The organism is Parasphingopyxis sp. (genome assembly GCF_052168275.1).
Classification (GTDB): domain Bacteria; phylum Pseudomonadota; class Alphaproteobacteria; order Sphingomonadales; family Sphingomonadaceae; genus Parasphingopyxis.
On record NZ_JBQLZM010000100.1, the window covers coordinates 1 to 22011 of the forward strand.

General features: G+C 65.1%; 23 protein-coding genes. 19 read left to right on the forward strand and 4 right to left on the reverse strand.

Annotated features, from left to right (window positions below):
* Nucleotides 1-108: 108 nt before the first annotated feature.
* Genes ACTS1X_RS08745 through ACTS1X_RS08760 form a run of 4 tightly spaced genes read left to right on the forward strand, consistent with a single transcriptional unit; the run spans nt 109 to nt 3916 of the window.
* The gene (locus tag ACTS1X_RS08745; protein WP_442614004.1) at nt 109-1101 is read left to right on the forward strand and encodes a PhoH family protein; all 993 of its coding nucleotides are present in this window, start codon (nt 109-111) and stop codon (nt 1099-1101) included.
* Nucleotides 1098-1622: an rRNA maturation RNase YbeY gene (ybeY, locus tag ACTS1X_RS08750; protein ID WP_442614005.1), complete on the forward strand. Its 525-nt coding sequence runs from the start codon at nt 1098-1100 to the stop codon at nt 1620-1622. Before ACTS1X_RS08745 ends, ybeY begins: the two co-directional genes overlap by 4 nt.
* 12 nt (nt 1623-1634) lie before the next feature.
* Nucleotides 1635-2549: a hemolysin family protein gene (locus ACTS1X_RS08755; RefSeq protein WP_442614006.1), complete on the forward strand. Its 915-nt coding sequence runs from the start codon at nt 1635-1637 to the stop codon at nt 2547-2549.
* Nucleotides 2546-3916, forward strand: coding sequence for a PQQ-dependent sugar dehydrogenase (locus ACTS1X_RS08760; protein WP_442614007.1), 1371 nt, complete (start codon nt 2546-2548; stop codon nt 3914-3916). The genes ACTS1X_RS08755 and ACTS1X_RS08760 overlap by 4 nt, the downstream gene beginning before the upstream one ends.
* On the opposite strand, the gene ACTS1X_RS08765 is transcribed toward ACTS1X_RS08760, so the two are convergent.
* Nucleotides 3913-4338 carry a VOC family protein gene (locus ACTS1X_RS08765; RefSeq protein WP_442614008.1) on the reverse strand — a complete coding sequence of 142 codons (426 nt, stop codon included), beginning with the start codon at nt 4336-4338 and terminating at the stop codon, nt 3913-3915. The two genes, ACTS1X_RS08760 and ACTS1X_RS08765, sit on opposite strands and share 4 nt — an antisense overlap.
* Before the next feature lie 88 nt (nt 4339-4426).
* Here ACTS1X_RS08765 and lnt point away from each other — a divergent pair, with 88 nt between their 5' ends.
* The 6 genes from lnt to ACTS1X_RS08795 all read left to right on the forward strand — a co-directional run bounded on the left by lnt (nt 4427) and on the right by ACTS1X_RS08795 (nt 10820).
* Entirely contained in the window at nt 4427-5953 is a 1527-nt protein-coding gene (gene lnt / locus ACTS1X_RS08770; protein WP_442614009.1) for an apolipoprotein N-acyltransferase, read from the forward strand.
* 81 nt (nt 5954-6034) lie between these two features.
* Nucleotides 6035-7234 carry a methionine adenosyltransferase gene (gene metK / locus ACTS1X_RS08775; RefSeq protein ID WP_442614025.1) on the forward strand — a complete coding sequence of 400 codons (1200 nt, stop codon included), beginning with the start codon at nt 6035-6037 and terminating at the stop codon, nt 7232-7234.
* 10 nt (nt 7235-7244) lie between these two features.
* Complete coding sequence (locus ACTS1X_RS08780; RefSeq protein ID WP_442614010.1) at nt 7245-8756, forward strand: AMP-binding protein; 1512 nt, start codon at nt 7245-7247, stop codon at nt 8754-8756.
* Nucleotides 8753-9439, forward strand: coding sequence for a tRNA (guanosine(46)-N7)-methyltransferase TrmB (gene trmB / locus ACTS1X_RS08785; protein WP_442614011.1), 687 nt, complete (start codon nt 8753-8755; stop codon nt 9437-9439). Before ACTS1X_RS08780 ends, trmB begins: the two co-directional genes overlap by 4 nt.
* A gap of 129 nt (nt 9440-9568) precedes the next feature.
* A complete protein-coding gene (locus ACTS1X_RS08790) occupies nt 9569-10351 on the forward strand; it encodes a carbonic anhydrase (protein WP_442614012.1) in 783 nt (260 codons plus the stop codon).
* A gap of 109 nt (nt 10352-10460) precedes the next feature.
* Complete coding sequence (locus tag ACTS1X_RS08795) at nt 10461-10820, forward strand: GFA family protein (protein WP_442614013.1); 360 nt, start codon at nt 10461-10463, stop codon at nt 10818-10820.
* Here the strand turns inward: ACTS1X_RS08795 and ACTS1X_RS08800 are convergent.
* The gene (locus tag ACTS1X_RS08800; RefSeq protein ID WP_442614014.1) at nt 10817-11473 is read right to left on the reverse strand and encodes a Rieske (2Fe-2S) protein; all 657 of its coding nucleotides are present in this window, start codon (nt 11471-11473) and stop codon (nt 10817-10819) included. The two genes, ACTS1X_RS08795 and ACTS1X_RS08800, sit on opposite strands and share 4 nt — an antisense overlap.
* Entirely contained in the window at nt 11473-12621 is a 1149-nt protein-coding gene (locus ACTS1X_RS08805) for a PQQ-dependent sugar dehydrogenase (protein WP_442614015.1), read from the reverse strand. Before ACTS1X_RS08805 ends, ACTS1X_RS08800 begins: the two co-directional genes overlap by 1 nt.
* Before the next feature lie 187 nt (nt 12622-12808).
* On the opposite strand from ACTS1X_RS08805, the gene rimP reads away from it, so the two are divergent.
* The 6 genes from rimP (at nt 12809) to ACTS1X_RS08835 (ending at nt 19389) form a co-directional block, all read left to right on the forward strand.
* Nucleotides 12809-13336: a ribosome maturation protein RimP gene (gene rimP / locus ACTS1X_RS08810; RefSeq protein WP_442614016.1), complete on the forward strand. Its 528-nt coding sequence runs from the start codon at nt 12809-12811 to the stop codon at nt 13334-13336.
* Between the two features lie 4 nt (nt 13337-13340).
* Nucleotides 13341-14972 carry a transcription termination factor NusA gene (gene nusA, locus ACTS1X_RS08815; RefSeq protein ID WP_442614017.1) on the forward strand — a complete coding sequence of 544 codons (1632 nt, stop codon included), beginning with the start codon at nt 13341-13343 and terminating at the stop codon, nt 14970-14972.
* Entirely contained in the window at nt 14959-15690 is a 732-nt protein-coding gene (locus ACTS1X_RS08820) for a DUF448 domain-containing protein (protein ID WP_442614018.1), read from the forward strand. Before nusA ends, ACTS1X_RS08820 begins: the two co-directional genes overlap by 14 nt.
* Nucleotides 15687-18206, forward strand: coding sequence for a translation initiation factor IF-2 (gene infB, locus ACTS1X_RS08825; RefSeq protein WP_442614019.1), 2520 nt, complete (start codon nt 15687-15689; stop codon nt 18204-18206). The genes ACTS1X_RS08820 and infB overlap by 4 nt, the downstream gene beginning before the upstream one ends.
* A 220-nt stretch (nt 18207-18426) precedes the next feature.
* Nucleotides 18427-18813 (forward strand): 30S ribosome-binding factor RbfA, encoded by a 387-nt coding sequence (rbfA, locus tag ACTS1X_RS08830; RefSeq protein WP_442614020.1) that lies wholly within the window; start codon nt 18427-18429, stop codon nt 18811-18813.
* A 66-nt stretch (nt 18814-18879) separates the two neighbouring features.
* Complete coding sequence (locus tag ACTS1X_RS08835) at nt 18880-19389, forward strand: DUF2239 family protein (RefSeq protein ID WP_442614021.1); 510 nt, start codon at nt 18880-18882, stop codon at nt 19387-19389.
* Nucleotides 19390-19498: 109 nt separating this feature from the next.
* On the opposite strand, the gene ACTS1X_RS08840 is transcribed toward ACTS1X_RS08835, so the two are convergent.
* Nucleotides 19499-19921, reverse strand: coding sequence for a GNAT family N-acetyltransferase (locus tag ACTS1X_RS08840; RefSeq protein WP_442614022.1), 423 nt, complete (start codon nt 19919-19921; stop codon nt 19499-19501).
* 35 nt (nt 19922-19956) lie between these two features.
* Between ACTS1X_RS08840 and ACTS1X_RS08845 the strand changes: the two genes are divergently transcribed.
* The 3 genes from ACTS1X_RS08845 to rpsO all read left to right on the forward strand — a co-directional run bounded on the left by ACTS1X_RS08845 (nt 19957) and on the right by rpsO (nt 21779).
* Nucleotides 19957-20517 (forward strand): GNAT family N-acetyltransferase, encoded by a 561-nt coding sequence (locus ACTS1X_RS08845; protein WP_442614023.1) that lies wholly within the window; start codon nt 19957-19959, stop codon nt 20515-20517.
* Nucleotides 20499-21416, forward strand: coding sequence for a tRNA pseudouridine(55) synthase TruB (gene truB, locus ACTS1X_RS08850; RefSeq protein ID WP_442614024.1), 918 nt, complete (start codon nt 20499-20501; stop codon nt 21414-21416). Before ACTS1X_RS08845 ends, truB begins: the two co-directional genes overlap by 19 nt.
* A gap of 93 nt (nt 21417-21509) precedes the next feature.
* Entirely contained in the window at nt 21510-21779 is a 270-nt protein-coding gene (rpsO, locus tag ACTS1X_RS08855; RefSeq protein WP_299324218.1) for a 30S ribosomal protein S15, read from the forward strand.
* The last annotated feature ends 232 nt before the right edge of the window (nt 21780-22011 follow it).

Below are 22011 nucleotides of genomic sequence, written 5' to 3' on the forward strand. Positions count from 1 at the left end.
GGTCCATCTGGAAACCGACGCGCCGATCGGCGCGACGATCGAAGTCGATATCGTCAGCGCCGGCCGGAAAAGCCTCGGCGGCGCGCTGGCGAGAAAGGAAGCCGCCTGATGGCCAAGAAAAGCGCCGCCAAACCCGTCGAAGGGCGCACGCGGCTCGATCTCGAATTCGAGCAGCAGCACCTGCTCGGGCCGCTGTTCGGCGAATATGACCAGAATCTCGTGGCGATCGAAAACCGGCTCGGCGTCTATATCGCCGCGCGGGGCAGCCAGCTGACGATCGAGGGCGAGGCAAAAAATGCCGAGCGCGCGCGCGACGTGCTGACCGGCCTCTACAACCGCCTCGCCAAGGGCCAGGAAATCGACAGCGGCGCCGTCGAAGCGGTGATCGCCATGTCGGCCGAACCGACCCTGGACGGCGTCGTCCGCAAGGACGTCTCCGAACCGCCCAAGGTCATGATCCGGACGCGCAAGAAGACGATCGTGCCGCGCTCGCTCGCCCAGACGCGCTACATGGAAGCGCTGGCCCGCGAGGATGTGATCTTCGCGCTCGGTCCGGCGGGCACCGGCAAGACCTATCTCGCGGTCGCGCAGGCCGTGCACCAGCTGATCACCGGCTCGGTCGACCGGCTGATTCTCTCGCGCCCGGCGGTGGAAGCCGGCGAGCGGCTGGGCTTCCTGCCCGGGGACATGCGCGAAAAGGTCGATCCCTATCTGCGCCCGCTCTACGATGCGCTCTACGACATGCTGCCCAGCGATCAGGTCGAACGGCGGATCGCGAGCGGCGAGATCGAAATCGCGCCGATCGCCTTCATGCGGGGCCGAACGCTGGCCGACGCGTTCGTGATTCTGGACGAGGCGCAGAACACGACGCCCGCGCAGATGAAGATGTTCCTGACCCGCTTCGGCGAGAACAGCCGGATGGTCGTCTGCGGAGACCCCAAACAGGTCGACCTGCCGGGCGAAGGTGTATCCGGCCTGGCCGACGCGGTTTCGCGGCTCGAAGATGTCGAAGGCATCGCGACGGTACGGTTCGGCGTCGGCGATGTCGTCCGGCATCCGGTCGTCGGCAGGATCGTCGAAGCCTATGAGGGCAGCGGATGATCGCGATCGCGATCCAGCGGAGCGCCCAATGGGCCGGCACGATCGACTGGAAAAACCTGGCTCTCAAGGCCGTCACCCAGGCCATCCGACAGACGCCGCACGGCGATCTCGCAACGGATGCGATGACGGTCGAGGTCTCGGTCAAGCTCACCGACAATGACGAAGTGCGCGCGCTCAACGCCGCCTATCGCGACAAGGACAAGCCCACCAACGTCCTCTCCTTTCCGATGGTCCAGCCGGACATGATCGATGCGCTCGCAAACAGCGACGATGGCGAAGTGCTGTTCGGCGATATCGTCCTCGCCCATGGCGTCTGCCGGGCCGAAGCCGATACCAAGCAAATCCCCGTCGAACACCATGCCGCCCATCTTATTGTTCATGGCACGCTGCATTTGCTAGGCTATGACCATGAAACGGGCGAAGCCGAGGCCGAAGCGATGGAAGCCATGGAGCGATCCGCGCTCGCGGCGCTCGGCATCGCCGATCCTTATCGACCCGTTGTGAACATGGACGAGGTATAGCAATCCAACCGTATGTCAGACGATTCGCGTAGCACCGCGCCCGCCGAGAATGGCGGTGGGCGCATCTGGAAGGGCCTTCGCGGGCTCATTTTCGGTGAGAATGGCGAAAACAGCCTTCGCGACGAGCTGGAAGCGGCGATCGACGAACACGATTTCGAGCCCGCCGACGACAGCGACCTTTCGGTGGTCGAGCGGCAGATGCTCAAGCGGCTCCTGCATTTCGGCGAGACGACCGCCGACGACGTCTGCGTGCCGCGGGCCGATATCATCGCCGTCGAGGAAAAGGAGAGCTTCGACGCAGTCGTGAAGGTCTTTTCGGAAGCCGGCCACAGCCGCCTTCCCGTCTATCGCGAATCGCTCGACGAGGTGATCGGGATGATCCACATCCGCGATATCTTCGCGGCGCTGGTATCGGACGAACCGCGGCCGGACTCCATCGAGAGCTTCATCCGCGAACCGCGCTACGTTCCGGAATCGATGGGCGTGCTCGACCTGCTCGCCGAAATGCAGACGACCCGCACGCACATGGCGATCGTGCTCGACGAATATTCGGGAACCGAAGGCATCGTCACGATCGAGGATATCGTCGAGGAAATCGTCGGCGAGATCGAGGACGAGCATGACGAGGAAGCGAGCGAGCTGCTGACCGAAATGCCGCAGGGCCATTGGGAGGCCGAAGCGCGCGCGGAGCTGGACGATGTCGCCGAGATCATCGACGAGCGGCTGGGCGAGATCGACGAGGATGTCGATACGCTGGGCGGGCTCGCCTTCGTGCTCGCCGGCCGGGTGCCCGTCGAGGGCGATCGGCTGGACCATCCGAGCGGCTGGCAGCTGGAGGTGACCGAGGGCGACAGCAAGCGGGTCACGAAACTGAAACTGCATCCGCCCGTGGATGACGAGGACGAACAGGAAAGAGACCAGACATGACCCGCAAGCGCCTATTGATGGTCCTGTTCGCCGTGATCGTGCTCGGCGTCGTGATCTGGCTGATGATCCGCCCCCATGACGCCCGCCTCAGCGTCGAGGCGGTCAGCGGCACGACCCCGCAAATCACCGCGCCGCGCGAGGAAACCTTCCCGACCATCAACGTCGCCGAAGCGACCGGCTGGCCCGAAGGCGGGATGCCGACGCCGGCCGAGGGGCTCGAGGTCAACCTTTTCGCCGGCGATCTCGATCATCCGCGCTGGATGCTGACCCTGGAAAATGGCGACGTGCTGGTCGCGGAGACCCGGGCGCCGCCGCGCGAATATAGCGGCATAACCGGCTGGTTCGAACGGCGCCTGATGACGCGCGCCGGCGCGCTCGGCGCGTCGGCGAACCGGATCACCCTGCTGCGCGATGTCGACGGAGACGGAACCGCCGATCAGCGCACCGCCCTGCTCGACGCGAGCAACGGCCTGAATTCGCCGTTCGGGATGGCGGTCGCCGACGGCTATCTGTACGTGGCGAATACCGACGCGCTGGTCCGCTTTGCTTTCGAACCGGGACAGACGCGGATCGAGGGCGAAGGCGAGACGATCGTCGAACTGCCGGCGAACGCGCCCAACAGCCACTGGACGAAGAATGTCGTCGTCCATCCCGACGATCCGAACCTGCTCTATGTCGCGGTCGGCTCGAACAGCAATATCGGCGAACGCGGCATGGCCGCCGAGGAGAATCGCGCCGCGGTGCTCGAGGTCAATGTCGAGGAACGCGATTTCCGGATCTTCGCCGCCGGACTGCGCAATCCGGTCGGGCTCGACTGGGAGCCCACCCGCAACCGGCTCTATACCGTCGTCAACGAGCGGGACATGCTCGGCGGCGATCTGGTTCCGGACTATCTGACCGAAGTCGTCTTCGGTTCGCACTATGGCTGGCCGGGGGTGTACTGGGGCCGCTATCTCGACGAACGCGTCGAACCGATGACCCCGCGCCTCGCCCAATATGCGCGCGTCCCCGACTTTGCCCTGGGCCCGCACACCGCATCGCTCGGCCTCGAATTCGCCGACCGCGCGCGGCTCGGAAACCGGTTCCGCAACGGCGCCTTTATCGGCCAGCACGGTTCGTGGAACCGGCGGCCGCGTTCGGGTTACAAGGTCGTGTTCGTGAATTTCGAGAACGGCCGGCCGGTCGGCGAGATGATCGACGTGCTCACCGGCTTTCTCAGCGAGGACGGCGAAGCCTATGGCCGCCCGGTCGGCGTGATGACTGACGCGACGGGCGCGCTGCTCGTGGCGGACGATGTCGGCAACCGGATCTGGCGCGTCAGCAATCCCGGTGCCGCGCCGGCGGAACCCGAAGGCGAAGAAGGCTAGGCCGTCGCGAAAAGCTGGCTGCGGTCGCGAAAGGCCTTGAATTCCAGAGCATTGCCGCTGGGATCCAATATGAACATCGTCGCCTGTTCGCCGGGCTCTCCCTCGAACCGGATATAGGGTTCGATCACCCAGCGGACATCCGCAGCCGCGAGCCGATCGCGCAGTGCGGCGAACGCCTCCCAATCCAGCACCGCGCCGAAATGCGGCACCGGCACGTCATGCCCGTCCACGGGATTGCTCGCGCCGGCCGCGCGGCTTTGCCCGTCGAGATGCGCGACGATCTGGTGACCGAAAAAATCGAAATCGATCCAGCGTTCGTCCGACCGGCCTTCCGCACAGCCGAGAAGCTCGCCGTAGAATCGGCGCGCCGCACCCAGATCGTGGACCGGGAACGCGAGATGGAAAGGCGGCAGATCGGTCATGCCGGGAGCCTAGCCAAATCGCGCCCGATCGCAAAGCGCCACCGCGATTGCGATTGAAATCGGCATGCGCCCGCGCGATAGCGCTGCCATGCGCGTGTTGCTCATCGCTTTCGCCGCCGGAGCGGCATCCGCCCTGGGCTTCGCGCCGCTCGGCCTCTGGCCGCTGACCCTGGCCGGTTTCGCGCTCCTGATCGCGATGAGCTTCGAGGTGACGCGGCTGCGCGCCGCGTTCGCCATCGGCTGGGCGTTCGGGCTCGGCCACTTCACCCTCGGGCTGAACTGGATCGCGACCGCCTTCACCTATCAGGCGGCGATGCCCGCCTGGCTCGGCTGGATCGCGGTCGTGCTGATGTCCCTGTATCTCGCCGTCTTTCCCGGCATCGCCACGGCACTCGCCTGGCGGATCGGCAAGGCGATGCCGGTCACCTTCGTCCTGCTCTTCGGGGCCGCCTGGATCGTGACAGAATGGTTGCGCGCAACGCTGCTGACTGGCTTCGCCTGGAATCCGCTCGCGGCAATCACGGCCGGCGCGATCGGCAGCGACGGACTGCTGATGCCGAGCACCCGCATCGTCGGCACCTACGGGCTCTCCGGCCTCCTCGTCCTGCTCGCCGGCGCCATCTTCCTCCTGTTTCGCGAACGGCGCTGGCCGGCACTGGCCATGCTGACGGGCATTCCGCTCGTTCTCAGCATCGCCGGCTGGCTGACCGTGTCGCCGCACCCGACGCCGCCGGTCGATGACGACCGGCCGCTGGTTCGCGTCATCCAGCCCAATATCGATCAGTCCGAGAAGTGGGATCCGGCCTTTGCCGCCCGCAACTATCGGCGGCTGGCGGACGCGACCGGCGAAACGGGCGACGCGCCGCGCCTGATCTTCTGGCCGGAAGCGGCCGTGCCTGAATTCATCGAGGACGAACCGCTCGCCCGCTTCCGGATCGCCGACCTGCTCGGCCCCGACGACCTGTTGATGCTCGGCGCGACGAAGCTGATCATCGAGACCGATCCTGACGGCCGTCGCCGCGCGGTCGGCGCGCGCAACAGCCTCTATGCGATGAACGCCGACGGGGAGCTGATCGGCCGGTACGACAAGGCGCATCTCGTGCCCTATGGCGAATATCTGCCGATGCGGCCCCTGATGGAGGCGATCGGCCTGTCGCGCCTCGCGCCCGGCGATCTCGATTTCTGGCCGGGAACGGGACCGGAAACGCTCTATCTTCCCGGCTTCGGCACGGTCGGCGGCCAGATTTGCTACGAGATCATCTTTTCGGGCCAAGTCGTCAACGAAGCGGACCGGCCCGACTTCATCTTCAACCCGTCCAACGACGCCTGGTTCGGGGCATGGGGACCGCCCCAGCATGTCGCCCAGGCCCGGCTGCGGGCGATCGAGGAGGGCCTGCCAGTGATTCGCTCGACGCCCACCGGCATATCGGCGGTGATCGATGCCGGCGGACATGTGGTCGATCACATTGCCTATCGCGAAGCCGGGACGATCGACGCGCGCCTGCCGCGCGCCGCCGGCCCGACCCTGTTCGCGCGGTACGGCAATGCGCTTGCGCTGCTCCTCGCCCTCCTTCTCGCCGGATTGGCATTTGCACTCATGCGCCGCGCCCGCTAAGACACATAAGGAATTCTTTATATGTGGACCGGACGTGCCGAGACGGCCTCGCCGGTCCTTCTTCATTGGATCGAGGAAAACATGCGCAGCAACTATCTCTTCACGTCGGAAAGCGTTTCCGAAGGCCATCCGGACAAGGTGTCGGACCAGATTTCCGATGCGGTTGTCGATCTTTTCCTCGCGCGCGATCCCGAAGCACGGGTCGCCTGCGAAACGCTGACGACGACCGACCGGATCGTGCTGGCCGGAGAAGTGCGCGGCAAGGGCATGATCGATACCGACGGCAACTGGGAACCGGGCGCGCTCGACGCGATCGAAAAGGCGGCCCGCGAGACGGTGAAGCGGATCGGCTATGAGCAGGATGGTTTCCACTGGCAGACGCTCGACTATACCTGCCACCTCCACCCGCAATCGAGCGATATCGCACAGGGCGTCGATGCGGACGGCAACAAGGACGAAGGCGCCGGCGACCAGGGCATCATGTTCGGCTATGCCTGCGACGAGACGCCGGCGCTGATGCCGGCGACGCTCTATTATTCGCACAAGATTCTCGAGCGGCTGGCCGCCGATCGCCACAGCGGCGCCGCGCCGTTCCTGGAACCGGACAGCAAGAGCCAGGTCTCTCTGCGCTACGAGAACGGCCGGCCGGTTGCCGCAACCGCGCTCGTCGTCTCGACCCAGCATGCCGCCAGCCACTCGAACGAGGAAGGCCAGGCCGCGATCCGCGATTATGTCGTCGGCGTGTTCCACGACATCCTGCCCGAAGGCTGGATCACCGACGACACGGAGATCCACGTCAACCCGACCGGCAATTTCGAAATCGGCGGACCGGACGGCGATGCGGGCCTGACCGGGCGCAAGATCATCGTCGACACCTATGGCGGCGCCAGCCCGCACGGTGGCGGCGCGTTCAGCGGCAAGGACCCGACCAAGGTCGACCGCTCGGCCGCCTATGTCACCCGCTATCTCGCCAAGAATGTCGTCGCAGCGGGGCTCGCCAAGAAGTGCACGATCCAGGTCAGCTATGCGATCGGCGTGTCGCATCCGCTCTCCTTCTATGTCGACCTGCACGGCACGGGCACGGTCGACGAGGCGGTGCTCGAAGACATACTCCCCAAGCTCGTGAACCTGACGCCGCGCGGCATCCGCGAGCATCTTTCGCTGAACAAGCCGATCTACGAACGTTCCGCGGCCTATGGTCATTTCGGCCGCGATGCCGAGGGCGATTTCTTCACCTGGGAAAAAACCGATCTGGTCGACGCGCTGAAGGCGGCCGTCTAAACCCGCCTCCATGACGGCCAATATCTACGCCCTCTTCACGGAGGCGGCGCGACAGGCAGGCGACAAGGCATTCATCGTCGAGCGCGGCGCGACGCGTCTGCGCTACGACGAGCTCGACGCGGCGACGACGCGCTGGGCCGCCGCATTGCTTTCCACCGGCGCACGAACCGGCGACCGGATCGTCGTGCAGGTCGACAAATCGGTCGAGAATGTCCTGCTCTATCTGGCGAGCCTGCGCGCCGGGCTCGTCTATGTGCCGCTCAACACCGCCTATACGGCGGCCGAACTCGACTATTTCATCGGCGATGCCGAACCCGCGATCATCGTCTGCGATCCGGCGAAAGAGCGCGCGATCGCGGCGGCCGGCGGCGATGCAACCGTGCTGACGCTCGATGCCGACGGCGCGGGCAGCCTGGCGGCGCGGGTCGCAGCGACGGCAGCGGACGGCTTCGAAACCGTCACCCGCGCGCCCGACGATCTCGCCGCGATACTCTACACCTCGGGCACCACGGGCGTTTCCAAGGGCGCGATGCTCAGCCACGACAATCTCGCCTCCAACGCACGGGTGCTGCAAGATTGGTGGCACTGGCAGCCGGACGATGTGCTGATCCACGCGCTGCCCATCTATCACGTCCACGGCCTGTTCGTGGCGCTCCATCTCGCGCTGCTCGGCGGATCGACGATCCGCTTTCACCGGTCCTTCGATGCCGATGCGGTGCTGGCCGACATGTCCGGGGCGACGGTATTGATGGGCGTGCCGACCTTCTATGTCCGGTTGGCGGCGCATGACGGCCTGACCCGCGAGGCCAGCGCGACCATGCGGCTCTTCATCAGCGGTTCGGCGCCGTTGCTCGAAAACACATTCGCCGCGTTCGAGGCGAAGACCGGCCACCTCATCCTCGAACGCTACGGCATGACGGAAGCCGGCATGATCACGTCCAACCCCTATGACGGGGAGCGCATCCCCGGCACGGTGGGCTTTCCGCTGCCCGGGGTCAGCGCCCGCGTCGCCGACGATAGGGGCGCCGAAGTGGCGAGGGGCGAGCCCGGCGTGCTGGAAATCAAGGGCCCCAACCTGTTCCGGGGCTATTGGAACAAGCCGGAGAAGACGGCCGAAGAGATGCGGCCGGACGGCTATTTCGTCACCGGCGACATCGCGACGATGGATGCGGACGGCCGGGTGGCGATCGTCGGGCGGGCCAAGGACCTGATCATCGCGGGCGGGCTCAACATCTATCCCAAGGAGATCGAACTGGCGCTGGACGGGGTGCCGGGCGTCTGCGAGAGCGCCGTGATCGGCGTGCCGCATCCCGATCTCGGCGAGGCGGTGGTCGCCATGGTCGTCCGCGACAACGACATGTTGACCGAAGAAGCCGTGCTGTCGGCGATCGCCGACAGGCTGGCCCGGTTCAAACAGCCGCGCCGCATCCTGTTCGCCGACGCATTGCCGCGCAACGCGATGGGCAAGGTGCAGAAGGCCAGGCTGCGCGACGACCATGCCGGACTGTTTCAAGCCGGATGACCGAAGATCCCGCCACGATCCGCCGCCTTTACGGCCGCTCCAAGGGGCACAAGCTGCGCGCCGGGCAGCAGGAGATGCTCGACACGATGCTCCCCGGGCTGTCGGTGCCTGGCGATGGTCCGCTCGATGCGCAGCGCCTGTTCGGCGACGACCGCCCGCTCGAGTTCGAGATCGGCTTCGGCTCGGGCGAGCATCTCGCCGCCCAGGCCGAGGCGCGGCCGGACACCGGCTTCATCGGTTGCGAGCATTACGAAACGGGCGTGGTCGGGATGCTCGGGCATATCCGCGACCGGAATCTCGCCAATATCCGGATCCACAAGGGCGATGCGCTCGATGCGCTGGAACGGCTGCCGGACGGCTCGCTCGACCGGCTCTACCTGCTCCACCCCGACCCATGGCCCAAGGCGCGCCACGCGAAACGGCGGATGGTCAATCATGGCCCGCTCGACATGATCGCGGCCAAGCTCAAGCCGGGCGGGGAATTCCGGCTCGGCACGGACGACCCCACCTATTGCCGCTGGTCGATGATGGTCATGGGCCAGCGGGAGGATTTCGACTGGCAGGCGAACCGCACCGGCGACTTTCTCGACCGTCCGGCCGACTGGCCGGAAACACGCTATGAAACAAAGGCCCGCCGAAAGGGCCATGAGGTCTGGTATTTCCGCTATCGCAGATGCCGGTGACGGCGAAGGCCGGAACAGCGCGCGATAGACGGAGCCTATCGAAAAATGCCGTAACAATCTATTCGGTCGGCGGATAAAACCATCTATGTGAACGTTCTGTTTCCATAACAATCTTCAATGGAGTTTGAGATGCGAATGACTTTTCTGCTGGCGGCCTCGGCCGTTGCCCTGGCCGCATGCGGCGGCGCCGCCGAGGATACGGCCACGACAACCGAGCCCGCAGGCGGCGAAGTCGAAGCCGCGTCCTGGACCTATGAGAATCCGGGCGACTGGGGCACGGTCCATGACGAATATGCCACCTGCGCGACCGGCACCGTGCAGTCGCCGATCAATCTCGTCCGCGCCGACGCGACCGACAGCGAGGACGTTTCGCTCGAGATCAACTGGGCGGAAGGCCCGATGACGATCGACGGCGTCGGGTACAACAGCAACCTCGTCGCGCCCGAAGGCGGATACATCATGCTCGAGGGCGAACGCTACGATTTCGTCCAGGCGCATCTGCACATGCCGAGCGAATATACGATCGAAGGCGAGCAGCCGGCCGGCGATATCCATTTCGTCCATGCCAATGAAGCCGGCGAGCTGGCCGTGATCGGCGTGTTCCTTGCCGAAGGCGACGCCAACGAGGCGCTGGCCGCGGCGTTCGAGGAATTCAATACCGACGAAGGCACGCGCACGCTCGAAGGCATCACCTTCGATCCCAGCGCCGTGCTGCCGGCAACGCGCAGCTTCTTCCGCTTCCCCGGATCGCTGACCACCCCGCCGTGCAGCGAAGGCGTGAACTGGGTGTTCATGAGCGAACCGGTGACGATCTCGGCCGAGCAGATCGCCATGTACACCGATCTGTACGGCAACACCGCGCGTCCGGTGCAGCCGACCGGCGACCGCCAGATCCTGTTCGTCGGCGGATAAACACCGAATCCATAGCGAAAGGGCTTCCGGTCTGCCGACCGGGAGCCCTTTTTTATGTCGGACGCCCGCCCGGGGCCTGCTAAACGGGCCTCGTGGTGGAGGAAAGGGTATGGCGGGACGGGTGAATGGCGAATGCCTGTGCGGGGCGGTGCGCTATCGCGTCGCCCGCAAGCCGGGCTATGTGAACGACTGCAATTGCAGCCTGTGCCGCAAATCAGGCGCGCTATGGGCCTATTATCCCTCGGCGGAAATCGAGATCAGCGGAGAGACGACCGGATTCGTGCGACAAGACATGCGCGAACCTACGCTGAGCGTCCATCATTGCCCGGCCTGCGGCGCGACGACGCACTGGATGCCGCTGGGCGACGGGCCGCATGCGCGGATGGGAGTCAATGCGCGGCTGTTCGAAGACGGCGCGATGGACGGCGTCGAAATCCGGTATCCCGACGGGCGAAACTGGGAAGGCTAGACGGCCCAGCCGCACGCGGCGCCGCTGATGCATTTGCCGGTTGCGATGGCGAAGCGATAGCCGTGCCACGGACAGGTGATCGTCCCGTCCGCATCCGGTTCGGCATCGAGCGGCAAGCCCAGATGCGGGCAATAGCGCGGCACATCGGCGGTTTCCCCGTCCGCAAGCGCGACCGTGCGCCGTTCGGCCAGCGCCGCCGGACCCCGTTCGACCGCTCCCGCCCGCGCGATCATCATCGCCTCGTCCTCGTCATAGAGCATGGCGTAGAGCGCCGGATAATAGCCGGCAAAGGCCTCGCGCTGCGCCGCATCGGGGTCGGGAACGAGGAAGTCGATCGCCACCCGGCAGCTGCCGGGGCCGGTCGCCTCGGCATGGGTCACGATCCGTCCGACCAGCGTGTCGCCCGCATAGCTGTTGGTCGTCCAGCACCCGGCCTCGCGGTCGAGTTCGAGGTCGATCAGCAATTCGCCGCCATGCGGCGTCCCGACCTTCGCGCGCCAGCCGCTGGCGCGCTCCTCCACCAGATCGATCGACGAGAATGCATGGGCATGGACATGGGGCAGATGCTCCCAATCGAGCGCATTCTCGAACATCCGCTCGAGGCTGGCGCCCAGGTCGCGCTCATAGCCGGCAACGCTGGCGAGACCGGCCATCAGCCGCGGGGCGTCAGGCGCAGCAGCCGGCCATTCTCGCCGTCCTCGAGCAGCCAGACCGCGCCGTCCGGGCCCTGTTCGACCTCGCGCAGCCGGTTGTCGAAATCGTACCGCGCGACCTCGGTGGCCGTGTCGCCGTCGATCTCGACCTCGACGAGCGCATTGGTCGAAAGGCCCGCGATCAGCACGTCGCCCCGCCAGGCGGGGAACATGTCGCCGGTGTAGAAGATCATGCCGCCGGGGGCGATGACGGGCGTCCAGGAGATGGCCGGGGGCCGGAAGCTCGGATCGGTGTCGTGATCGGGAATCGGACGGCCGTCATAATGCTCGCCGTTCGACACCGTCGGCCAGCCGTAATTGACGCCCCTTTCGACCCGGTTGAGTTCGTCGCCGCCCGCCGGGCCATGTTCGACATCCCAGAGCCGCCCGTCGGGCGCGAAGGCGAGACCCAGCAGGTTGCGATGGCCATAGGACCAGATCTGCGCCGTCACGCCGCCGCGATCCGCAAAGGGATTGTCCTCGGGCACGCTGCCATCGTCGTTGAGCCGGATGACGGTGCCGAGATTGTTGGACAGATCCTGAGCCGGCTCCAGCTCCTGCCGGTCGCCGGACGAGATGAACAGATAGCCATCGGGCCCGAACGCGATGCGGTGGCTGTAATGCCCGCGGCGCGAGGTTTTCGGCACCTGGCGCCAGATCGTCTCGACGTCCTGCAGCGTGCAGGCGTCGGCTTCCTGGCAGTCGAGCCGGGCGCGCGCGACGACCGCGCCGCGCGTATCGCCCTCGCCGGCCTCGGCATAGCTGAAATAGAGCAGATTGTTTTCGGCGAAATCGGGATGCGGCACGACATCGCCGAGCCCGCCCTGGCCGCCATAATCGACCGCGGGAATCCCCGAAACCGTGCCGAGACGCGGCGTATCCGGCGCGAAATCGATGAAGCGCATCGTCCCGGGCTTTTCGGTGATCAGGAGGATGCCGTTGGGCAGGAAGGTCATCGCCCAGGGTTCGTCGAACGTTCCCATCTCTTCCACGGCGAACGCGACCTCGGTTGGCGGCGATTCGCCGTCGCCGGTTTGCGCCGAAACATCCTCGGACGCGGTACAGGCGGCGAGCGCGACGACGGACAGGCTGGTCAACAGGGTTCGCATGACGGTTCTCCTAAGGCGGTCGGGTCGGTGTATTTGTTACGCTTCGGTCTTCTTTATGGTTTCCCTTGCCGGATATCAAAGCCCCGCCTATATAGCGCTTGCCTTTCTCTACATCGGTAACGTTGCAGAGGCTGGTCCGGATAGCCGGGCCGGCGCGGGCGAGACTTATTTATGCTATGGAGACGGCATGGCGGACATCGCCGCATTGACGCATCTGATCGAACCCGAAGTCGAGAAACTCGGCTTCGCGCTCGTGCGCGTCAGGATGATGAGCGGCGAGGACGGGCCTGTCCTGCAGGTGATGGCCGAACGCCCCGACACGCGCCAGCTGGTGATCGAGGATTGCGCGGCGATCTCCCGTGCGCTTTCCGAGATGCTCGACGAGGCCGATCCGATCGAGGATGCCTACCGTCTCGAAGTCTCGTCGCCCGGTATCGACCGCCCGCTGACGCGGCTGGCCGATTTCGACGACTGGACCGGGCACGAAGCACGGATCAACCTGATCGAGCCGGTGCTCGGCAAGAAGCAGTTCAAGGCCGTGCTCAAGGGCCGGGAAGGCGAAGCGATCCACGCCGAAATCCCGGGCCAGGACGATCTGACGTTCGATTTCAAGAATATTCATTCGGCCAAGCTGGTCTTGACCGACAAACTCATCGCAGAAACCGCCCCGCTTTCGACAGCGGGCGCGGAAACGATCACGGAAGAAGAAGGATAAGTCCATGGCCTCAGCCATTTCCGCCAACAAAGCCGAGCTGCTCGCCATCGCCGACGCGGTCGCGCGCGAGAAGATCATCGACAAGGCCATCGTTATCGAGGCGATGGAGGACGCGATCCAGCGCGCCGCGCGCCAGCGCTACGGCCAGGAGAACGACATCCGGGCGAAGATCGACACCGAAACCGGCGATCTCAGGCTCTGGCGCGTCGTCGAGGTCGTCGAGGAGGTCGAGGATCATTTCAAGCAGGTCGATCTCAAACAGGCTCAGAAGCTGCAGGATGGCGCGAGCGTCGGCGATTTCATCGTCGACCCGCTGCCGCCGATCGAGTTCGGCCGCATCGCCGCCCAGGCATCCAAGCAGGTGATCTTCCAGAAGGTCCGCGAAGCCGAGCGCGAGCGGCAGTATGAGGAATTCAAGGACCGGGCCGGCGAGATCATCACCGGCGTCGTCAAGCGCGTCGAATTCGGCCATATCGTCGTCGATCTTGGCCGCGCCGAAGGCGTGATCCGCCGCGACCAGCAGATCCCGCGCGAAATCGTGCGGGTCGGCGATCGCATCCGCTCGCTGATCCTCAAGGTGGTGCGCGAAAATCGCGGGCCCCAGATTTTCCTCTCGCGCGCGCATCCCGATTTCATGCGCAAGCTGTTCGCGCAGGAAGTGCCCGAAATCTACGACGGCATCATCGAAATCAAGGCGGCCGCCCGCGATCCGGGAAGCCGCGCCAAGATCGGCGTGATCAGCCATGACGGCTCGATCGACCCGGTCGGCGCCTGTGTCGGCATGAAGGGCAGCCGCGTCCAGGCCGTTGTCCAGGAGATGCACGGCGAAAAGATCGACATCATTCCCTGGTCCGAGGATCTCGCGACCTTCGTCGTCAACGCGCTGCAGCCGGCTTCGGTCAGCCGCGTCGTGCTCGACGAGGAGGAAGAGCGGATCGAGGTCGTCGTGCCCGACGACCAGCTGTCGCTCGCCATCGGCCGCCGCGGCCAGAACGTCCGGCTCGCCTCGCAGCTCACCGGCTCGGCCATCGACATCATGACCGAGGACGAATCCAACGAGAAGCGCCAGGCCGAGTTCATGCAGCGTTCGGACATGTTCCAGGCCGAACTCGATGTCGACGAAACGCTGTCGCAGCTGCTCGTCGCCGAAGGGTTCAGCGAGCTCGAGGAAGTCGCCTATGTCGATCCGACGGAAATCGCCGCGATCGAGGGCCTGGACGAGGAAATCGCCACCGAGCTTCAGGCGCGCGCCGTGGAAGGCCTGGAAAAGCGCGAGGAAGCCGCGCGAGCCCGCCGCAAGGAACTCGGCGTCGAGGACGATCTCGCGGAAATGCCCTATCTGACCGAGCAGATGCTCGTCACGCTGGGCGAGGCCGGGATCAAGACGCTCGACGATCTGGCCGATCTCGCGACCGACGAACTGATCGAGAAGAAGCGCGCCGAGCCGCGCCGCCGCGATCAGGCCGCGCCCGCCCGCCCGCAACCCAAGGGCGGCGTGCTCGGCGCCTATGGCTTCACCGAGGAACAGGGCAACGAGATCATCATGGCCGCCCGTGCGCACTGGTTCGACGATGAAGACGAACCGGCCGCCGCAGACGCTTCCGAGGAGGACGCAGCTGCGGATGGCGAACAATGAGACCGCAGACGGCCTGAAGCCGAAGCAGCGCCGGGCGCACGATCCTGAAAGGAAATGCATCCTTTCGGGCGCAGTCCGGCCGCGCGAAACGCTGATCCGCCTGGCGCTGTCGCCGGATGGCGCGGTCCTGCCGGACGTCAGGGCCAAGGCGCCCGGCCGGGGCGCGTGGATTTCGCCCGACGCGGGCGCGTTTCGGGACACGTTGCTGAACGGAAAGCTCCGGGGCGGCCTGGCCCGGGCGTTCAAGACCGGCGACTTCACGATACCGGGCGATCTCGCGGATCGGATCGCGGACGCGCTTGCGCGCAACGCTCTCGACCGGCTCGGGCTCGAGGCCCGCGGCGGCGCCCTCATCACCGGCTCGGAAAAGCTCCGCGACGCGGCGCGCGCCGGCAAGGTACATCTGTTACTGCATGCCGCCGATGCCGCGGAAGACGGCCGGCGGAAACTGGACCAGGCGTGGCGCGTCGGCACGGACGCCGAGGGCACCGACAAGAGGGGGTTGGTTATTCCGGCGAACCGCACCATATTGGGCCGGGCGCTGGGCCGGGAAAATGTGGTGCATATCGCGGTTGTGGACGAACGGGCCGCAATGCGTGTATCAGGCGCAATCTCGCGCTGGATGGAATTTTCTGGATCGAACGGCACGACCGGTTCCGGCGGGCGAGACTCGCGCGAACCGAACGGTAATGAGTTGGAAGACAAAGGCTTAGAATGAGCGACGATAACAAGAAGACACTTGGCACACGGACCCTTGGCGTGAAGCGCACCGTCGAGGGCAAGGTGCAGCAGCAGTTCAGCCATGGCCGCAAGAATACGGTCGTGGTCGAGCGCAAGAAACGTCGCGTGCTCACCAAGCCGGGCGAAACCCCTGCCCCTGCGCCCGTCGAGGAAGCCAAGGAAGCGCCGGCTCCCGCCGCCCCAGCGCCCGCCGAAAAGCCGGCGCCGGTCGCGAAGAAGAAGAGCGAAGCCGACGAAACGCTGAGCCGCAAGGAAAAGCAGGAAAAACTCCTGCGCGAAGCGGAAGAGGCCCGGCTCGCCCAGCTCGAAGATGCGCGCCGCCGCGAAGAGGAAGCGAAGAAGCAGGCGAGCGAAGAGGAAGCCAAGCGCGCCGAGGAAAACCGCAAGGCGGGAGCGGCGGTGGAACAGACGGACCAGGAAAGCGTCGATGCCGAAGCCGAAGAGGCTGCGCCGAGCGCCGAGCCGGAAGCCGGCGGACCGTCGCTCGATCCGAACAAGCCAGCGCCGCGCACCTTCACCCCGGTCGCCAAACCCAAGCGGCCGGAAAAGAAGAAAGAAGAAAAGGGCAAGCCGAAACGCGCCGGCGACAAGCGCAAGGAACGTTCGAAGCTGACCGTCAACCGCGCGCTGCGCGACGGCGACGGCAGCCCGCGTTCACGCTCGCTCGCGGCGCTCAAGCGCGCCCGCGAGAAGGACAAGGAAAAACGCCTTCACGCCGACGACCAGCCCAAGGTCAAAAAGGCGCGCGACGTGGTCGTGCCCGAAGCCATCACCGTCGGCGAACTCGCCAAGCGGATGGAGGAAAGGGCGGCCGATCTCGTCAAGTCGCTGTTCAAGATGGGCATGGCCGTCACCGTCAACCAGACGATCGACCAGGATACGGCCGAACTGCTGGTGACCGAATTCGGACACAATATCCAGCGCGTGTCGGAAGCCGATGTCGAGCTCGGCATGGAAGGCGAAGAGGACAAGCCGGAAGACCTGAAGCCCCGGCCGCCGGTGGTGACGGTCATGGGCCATGTCGATCACGGCAAGACCAGCGTGCTCGACGCCCTGCGCGGCAGCGAGGTCGTATCGGGCGAAGCCGGCGGCATCACCCAGCATATCGGCGCCTATCAGGTGAAGACCAAGAGCGGACAGGACGTCACTTTCCTCGACACGCCGGGCCACGCCGCCTTTACCGAAATGCGCGCGCGCGGCGCGAACGTCACCGATATCGTGATCCTCGTGGTCGCGGCGGACGACGGGATCATGCCGCAGACGATCGAGGCCATCAATCATACCAAGGCCGCCGGCGTGCCGATGATCGTCGCGATCAACAAGATGGACGTCGAGGGCGCCGATCCGCAGAAGGTGCGCGAACGGCTCCTCGAACATGAAGTGATCGTCGAGGCGATGTCCGGCGACGTGCAGGATGTCGAGATTTCGGCGCTCAAGGGCACGGGCCTCGACGAGCTGACCGAGAAGATCCTGCTGCAGGCCGAACTGCTCGAACTGAAAGCCAATCCCGACCGCCAGGCCGAAGCCACGGTCGTCGAGGCGAAGCTCGACAAGGGCCGCGGCCCGGTCGCGACGGTACTCGTCAACCGCGGCACGCTGAAGACCGGCGACATCTTCGTCGTCGGCGCCGAAAGCGGCAAGGTCCGCGCGATGGTCAACGACAAGGGCAAGCAGGTCAAGCAAGCCGGCCCGTCGGTCCCGGTCGAGGTACTCGGCCTGTCCGGCGTTCCGCGCGCCGGCGATCCGCTGACCGTGGTCGAGGACGAAGGACGCGCCCGCGAGGTCGCCGCCTATCGCCAGGGCGTGATCGACCGCGCCCGCACGACCCAGACGCCGACGAGCGTCGAGAACATGTTCTCGGCGATGGGCGAGAAGCAGGCGATCGAGTTCCCGCTCGTGATCAAGGCCGACGTCCAGGGTTCGGTGGAAGCGATCATCAGCTCGCTCGAACAGATTTCGACCGAGGACATCAAGGTTCGCGTCCTGCATTCGGGCGTCGGCGGGATCACCGAGAGCGATGTCACGCTGGCCGCCGCCTCCAACGCGCCGATTATCGGCTTCAACGTCCGGGGCAACGCCAAGGCGCGCGATATCGCCAAGCGCGATGGCGTGGAGATGCGCTATTACGACATCATCTACAACCTGCTCGACGAGATCAGAGCCGAAATGGCCGGCGAACTCGGCCCCGAGCGGATCGAGAATGTCGTCGGCCGCGCCGAGGTGAAGGAAGTCTTCCCCGCCGGCAAGAGGGACAAGGCGGCGGGCCTGCTGGTCACCGAAGGGCTCATCCGCAAGGGGCTGCATACGCGGCTCATGCGCGACGACGTCATCGTCAGCGCGACGACGATCGCCTCGCTCCGGCGTTTCAAGGACGATGTCGACGAGGTCCGCTCGGGCCTCGAATGCGGCGTCGTTCTGGAGAACACCAACGACGTGAAGGCCGGCGATACGCTCGAAGTCTTCGAGATCGAGGAACGCGAACGGACATTGTAGCCGTCGCGAATTGCGCCTAGGCTCCGTTCTCCAACCGTGGGAGAGCGAAAATGGGCGACAAGAAGGATTCGGGCAAAGGCGGCGACAAGGGCAAGCCAACCGACAAGGGCGGATATGACAAGAAGCCCGCCGACAAGGGCGGCAAGAAATAGGCTGCGCCTGACGCCGGCATCGGCGGTCTCGCCGCGGCGCTGACAAGCGGGACGCACAGAGGCTGCCGATGAAAAGCGACGACACCCAATCCGTACGATTGCTGCGCGTGGGCGAACGCGTGCGCCATGTCCTGTCCGAAATCCTGAGCAGAGGCGATGTACACGACGAGGTCCTCGCCACGCATATGGTCAGCGTGACCGAAGTGCGCATGTCGCCGGACCTCAAGCACGCCACGGTGTTCGTGAAGCCGCTGCTCGGCGGCGACGAGGAAGAGGTTCTCGCGGCGCTGAAAAAGAATGTCCGCTATCTGCGCGGCGAGGTCGCCCGACGGGTGAACACAAAATATGCGGCGGCGCTCAAGTTCATTCTCGACGAAAGCTTCGACGAAGGCGGCAAGATCGACACGCTGCTGCGCGACCCCAAGGTGGCGCGGGATCTGGGCGAGGACGAATAATATTACCCGGATATATTGACTCTGTTTTTACCCGGGCATAAATGGGACTCCGTTCAGGAGACCATGATGACAAGCTATACCGCATTCGTGACCGACAGCTGGCTCGCAACCGGATCGCGCAACCATATCGTCGAGACGCTGCGAGACATGCCCGAGGTCGAGCGGGCGTCCGACATCCTCGTGTTCGACGACGAGACCGGGCAGCAGGTCGATTTCGATCTGCGCGCGCTGGAGGAGGAACCGCCGGCGCCGAAACGCGGACGGCCGAAACTCGGGGTGACGTCGAGGGAGGTGACCCTGCTCCCCCGGCACTGGGAATGGCTGGCGAAACAGCCGGGCGGCGCTTCCGCAGCGCTTCGCAAACTGGTCGATGCCGCACGCAAGGCGGGCCTCCCCGATCGCTCGAAGCGCGACGCGGCCTATCATTTCCTCAGCGCGATGGCGGGCGACTATCCGCATTTCGAGGAATCGATCCGCGCGCTCTATGCCGATGACCGGACGCGGTTCGAGACGCTGACGGCCCGATGGCCGAGGGCCGTCCGCGATCATGCGGTCGGCCTGGCCTGGGGCGACTAGACCCGGCGGGCGCGGCCATGGCGGCGGGCTCGGGCGACGAGACGGAAATCGGCGGCAACGGCCGGCTTGTCGCGCCGGGCCGCCGGTATTTCCCGGGACGGATGGCGCGCTAGCAGTAGAATTCGTACCAGACGCTTTTCTGTCTGCGATGCGCCTTGCGTTCATAGAGCGCCCGGGCACCGTCATTGTCCTTCTCGGTGACCAGCCAATATTCGGCAATCCCGCGTTCGCGGCCCTCCGCGCCGACGGCATCCATCAATCCCGTGGCGATGCCGCGGCGCCGATATTTCTTCGCCACGTCGATCTCCTCGATATAGATTTCCGAGGGTTTCTCCGGAAAATGGAAGATATAGGCCTGCGCCTTGCCGACGACCGCACCGTCTGCCACGGCGACCATCAGAATCTGGTCGGGACTGGCAAGGCAGGCGCGCAGAAAATCCTCTCGCACCGGCGCTTCATAGACCCCCTTCGCGATCGTATCGAACAGGGCGATATTGTCCGCGGTGATCCGATGAAACTCGATTTCGGCCATGATTTCGCCTCCCGGTTGCGGCTATAGGATAGCCCATGACCGAACTGTTGGAAAAGCTTGCTCAACCGCTCGCCGATGGCGATGTCCGCCTCGAACTGCGCACCGAAGCCCATCGCGAAGGGTTGCGCGCTGCATGCGCCGCCGATCCGGATATCTGGGACATCTACCCCTTCTCGATGCTCGGCGACCATTTCGATGCCGGATTCGAGGCGATGGAACGGTTCCACGCGACGAAGAACTGGGTCAATTACGCGGTTCTGAACCGCGACACGATCGTCGGCATGACCAATTACATCAATGCGGATCCCGGAAACGGCGTGGTGGAGATCGGCGGCACCTATATCGCGCCCGACGTGCGCGGCGGACCGTTCAACAGCACGATGAAGCAGCTGATGATCGATCACGCGCTTGCCTGCGGCTATCGCCGGATCGAATTCCGCATCGACACGCGCAACGCGCGATCCATGGCGGCTGTCCGCAAGCTCGGCGCGACGCACGAGGGCACGTTGCGAAAGAACCGGATAACCTGGACAGGCTATGTTCGCGACACTGCCGTTTTCGGGCTATTGGCCGACGAATGGACGAACCGGACCTGAAACCCGCCCTTCATGGCTGGCTGATCCTCGACAAGCCGGTCGGCATCGGGTCGACGCCCTGCGTGTCGGCGGTGAAGCGGGCCTTGCGCGAAGGCGGCTATACGAAGGCGAAGGTCGGCCATGGCGGGACGCTGGATCCGCTCGCGAGCGGCGTCTTGCCGATCGCGCTGGGCGAGGCGACGAAGCTGGCCGGCCGGATGCTCGACAGCGCCAAGGTCTATGACTTCACCATCGGCTTCGGGGCGGAAACGGACACGCTCGATGCCGAGGGCGACGTCACCGAGCGGTCGGACCACCGCCCGTCCCGCGCCGATATCGAGGCCGTTCTGCCGCAATTCACCGGCCCGATCGAGCAGATCCCGCCCAAATATTCGGCGCTGAAGATCGATGGCAAGCCTGCCTATGCCCGCGCTCGGGCCGGCGAGGACATCGAGATGAAAACCCGCGCGGTGACGGTTCACGGCTTGAAGTGCTCCGGCGAAGGCCCCGGTCCGGTGGATGAAATCACCCTCACCGCCCATGTTTCCAAGGGCACCTATATCCGTTCGCTGGGCCGCGACATCGCGCGCGCCTTGAATACGGTCGGCCACATTACCATGTTGAGGAGGATCAAGGCCGGCCCGTTCACTCTGGACGGCGCGATTTCGCTGGACAAACTGGACGAATTCGCTAAGAGCCGCACCCTTGAACAGGCACTCTTGCCATTGGCGGCAGGGCTGGACGACATCCCGGCTCTTTCCGTCGCTCCCGATCAGGCAAGGCAGCTCCGCATGGGGCAGCGGGTGATCGGGGTTTCCGCCACTGCCGGGCTCTATCTCGCAACCGACCAGTCTGTTCCGGTTGCGCTCGTCGAATGCGACGGGATCGAGCTGAAGGTGGTGCGCGGGTTTAACCTCTAACAAGCGCTCCGGATGGGCCGGCGTGCTTGGAAGTATGCCCGAGCGCCCTGTTTACAGGGTTGCTCGCACAAAGACTCTGAAAGGAATTATGCGATGTCGATTACTGCCGAACGCAAGGCTGAAGTAATCAAGGAACATGCCCGCGAAGAGGGCGATACCGGTTCCCCCGAGGTGCAGGTGGCTATCCTGACCGAACGGATCACCAACCTTACCGACCATTTCAAGGGTCACCACAAGGACCATCATTCGCGCCGCGGGCTGCTGATGCTGGTCAACAAGCGCCGCAACTTGCTCAGCTATCTGCGCAATGTGGACGAGGGCCGCTACCAGGACCTCATCAAGAAGCTCGGCCTTCGTAAATAGAGTTTTGCAAAACGGCCTCGGTATCGGGGCCGTTTTCATATTTGGACCGCGGGCAATCCGGCACGCGGCCATATCAAAGGGAAGCGCGAAAGCTTCCAGACCGCGCAGGGCCGGTACTGCCCCTGCAAAGAAGCGCCGGACCGCATAGGGCGGCCGGCGCGAAGAAAGTGAAGAAGAAAAGATGTTTGACGTAAAGAAAGTCGAAACCGAATGGGGCGGCCAGACGCTGACC

What these genes read in the sequence shown, in the direction of transcription:
- metK (WP_442614025.1), top strand. Translation starts at nt 6,035, where the DNA reads ATGCGCAGCAACTATCTCTTCACGTCGGAAAGCGTTTCCGAAGGCCAT.
- ACTS1X_RS08790 (WP_442614012.1), top strand. Translation starts at nt 9,569, where the DNA reads ATGCGAATGACTTTTCTGCTGGCGGCCTCGGCCGTTGCCCTGGCCGCA.
- nusA (WP_442614017.1), top strand. Translation starts at nt 13,341, where the DNA reads ATGGCCTCAGCCATTTCCGCCAACAAAGCCGAGCTGCTCGCCATCGCC.
- ybeY (WP_442614005.1), top strand. Translation starts at nt 1,098, where the DNA reads ATGATCGCGATCGCGATCCAGCGGAGCGCCCAATGGGCCGGCACGATC.
- ACTS1X_RS08755 (WP_442614006.1), top strand. Translation starts at nt 1,635, where the DNA reads ATGTCAGACGATTCGCGTAGCACCGCGCCCGCCGAGAATGGCGGTGGG.
- ACTS1X_RS08745 (WP_442614004.1), top strand. Translation starts at nt 109, where the DNA reads ATGGCCAAGAAAAGCGCCGCCAAACCCGTCGAAGGGCGCACGCGGCTC.
- lnt (WP_442614009.1), top strand. Translation starts at nt 4,427, where the DNA reads ATGCGCGTGTTGCTCATCGCTTTCGCCGCCGGAGCGGCATCCGCCCTG.
- rbfA (WP_442614020.1), top strand. Translation starts at nt 18,427, where the DNA reads ATGAAAAGCGACGACACCCAATCCGTACGATTGCTGCGCGTGGGCGAA.
- infB (WP_442614019.1), top strand. Translation starts at nt 15,687, where the DNA reads ATGAGCGACGATAACAAGAAGACACTTGGCACACGGACCCTTGGCGTG.
- ACTS1X_RS08795 (WP_442614013.1), top strand. Translation starts at nt 10,461, where the DNA reads ATGGCGGGACGGGTGAATGGCGAATGCCTGTGCGGGGCGGTGCGCTAT.
- ACTS1X_RS08780 (WP_442614010.1), top strand. Translation starts at nt 7,245, where the DNA reads ATGACGGCCAATATCTACGCCCTCTTCACGGAGGCGGCGCGACAGGCA.
- ACTS1X_RS08765 (WP_442614008.1), bottom strand. Translation starts at nt 4,338, where the DNA reads ATGACCGATCTGCCGCCTTTCCATCTCGCGTTCCCGGTCCACGATCTG.
- ACTS1X_RS08835 (WP_442614021.1), top strand. Translation starts at nt 18,880, where the DNA reads ATGACAAGCTATACCGCATTCGTGACCGACAGCTGGCTCGCAACCGGA.
- ACTS1X_RS08845 (WP_442614023.1), top strand. Translation starts at nt 19,957, where the DNA reads ATGACCGAACTGTTGGAAAAGCTTGCTCAACCGCTCGCCGATGGCGAT.
- truB (WP_442614024.1), top strand. Translation starts at nt 20,499, where the DNA reads ATGGACGAACCGGACCTGAAACCCGCCCTTCATGGCTGGCTGATCCTC.
- ACTS1X_RS08820 (WP_442614018.1), top strand. Translation starts at nt 14,959, where the DNA reads ATGGCGAACAATGAGACCGCAGACGGCCTGAAGCCGAAGCAGCGCCGG.
- trmB (WP_442614011.1), top strand. Translation starts at nt 8,753, where the DNA reads ATGACCGAAGATCCCGCCACGATCCGCCGCCTTTACGGCCGCTCCAAG.
- rimP (WP_442614016.1), top strand. Translation starts at nt 12,809, where the DNA reads ATGGCGGACATCGCCGCATTGACGCATCTGATCGAACCCGAAGTCGAG.
- ACTS1X_RS08760 (WP_442614007.1), top strand. Translation starts at nt 2,546, where the DNA reads ATGACCCGCAAGCGCCTATTGATGGTCCTGTTCGCCGTGATCGTGCTC.
- ACTS1X_RS08840 (WP_442614022.1), bottom strand. Translation starts at nt 19,921, where the DNA reads ATGGCCGAAATCGAGTTTCATCGGATCACCGCGGACAATATCGCCCTG.
- ACTS1X_RS08800 (WP_442614014.1), bottom strand. Translation starts at nt 11,473, where the DNA reads ATGGCCGGTCTCGCCAGCGTTGCCGGCTATGAGCGCGACCTGGGCGCC.
- ACTS1X_RS08805 (WP_442614015.1), bottom strand. Translation starts at nt 12,621, where the DNA reads ATGCGAACCCTGTTGACCAGCCTGTCCGTCGTCGCGCTCGCCGCCTGT.
- rpsO (WP_299324218.1), top strand. Translation starts at nt 21,510, where the DNA reads ATGTCGATTACTGCCGAACGCAAGGCTGAAGTAATCAAGGAACATGCC.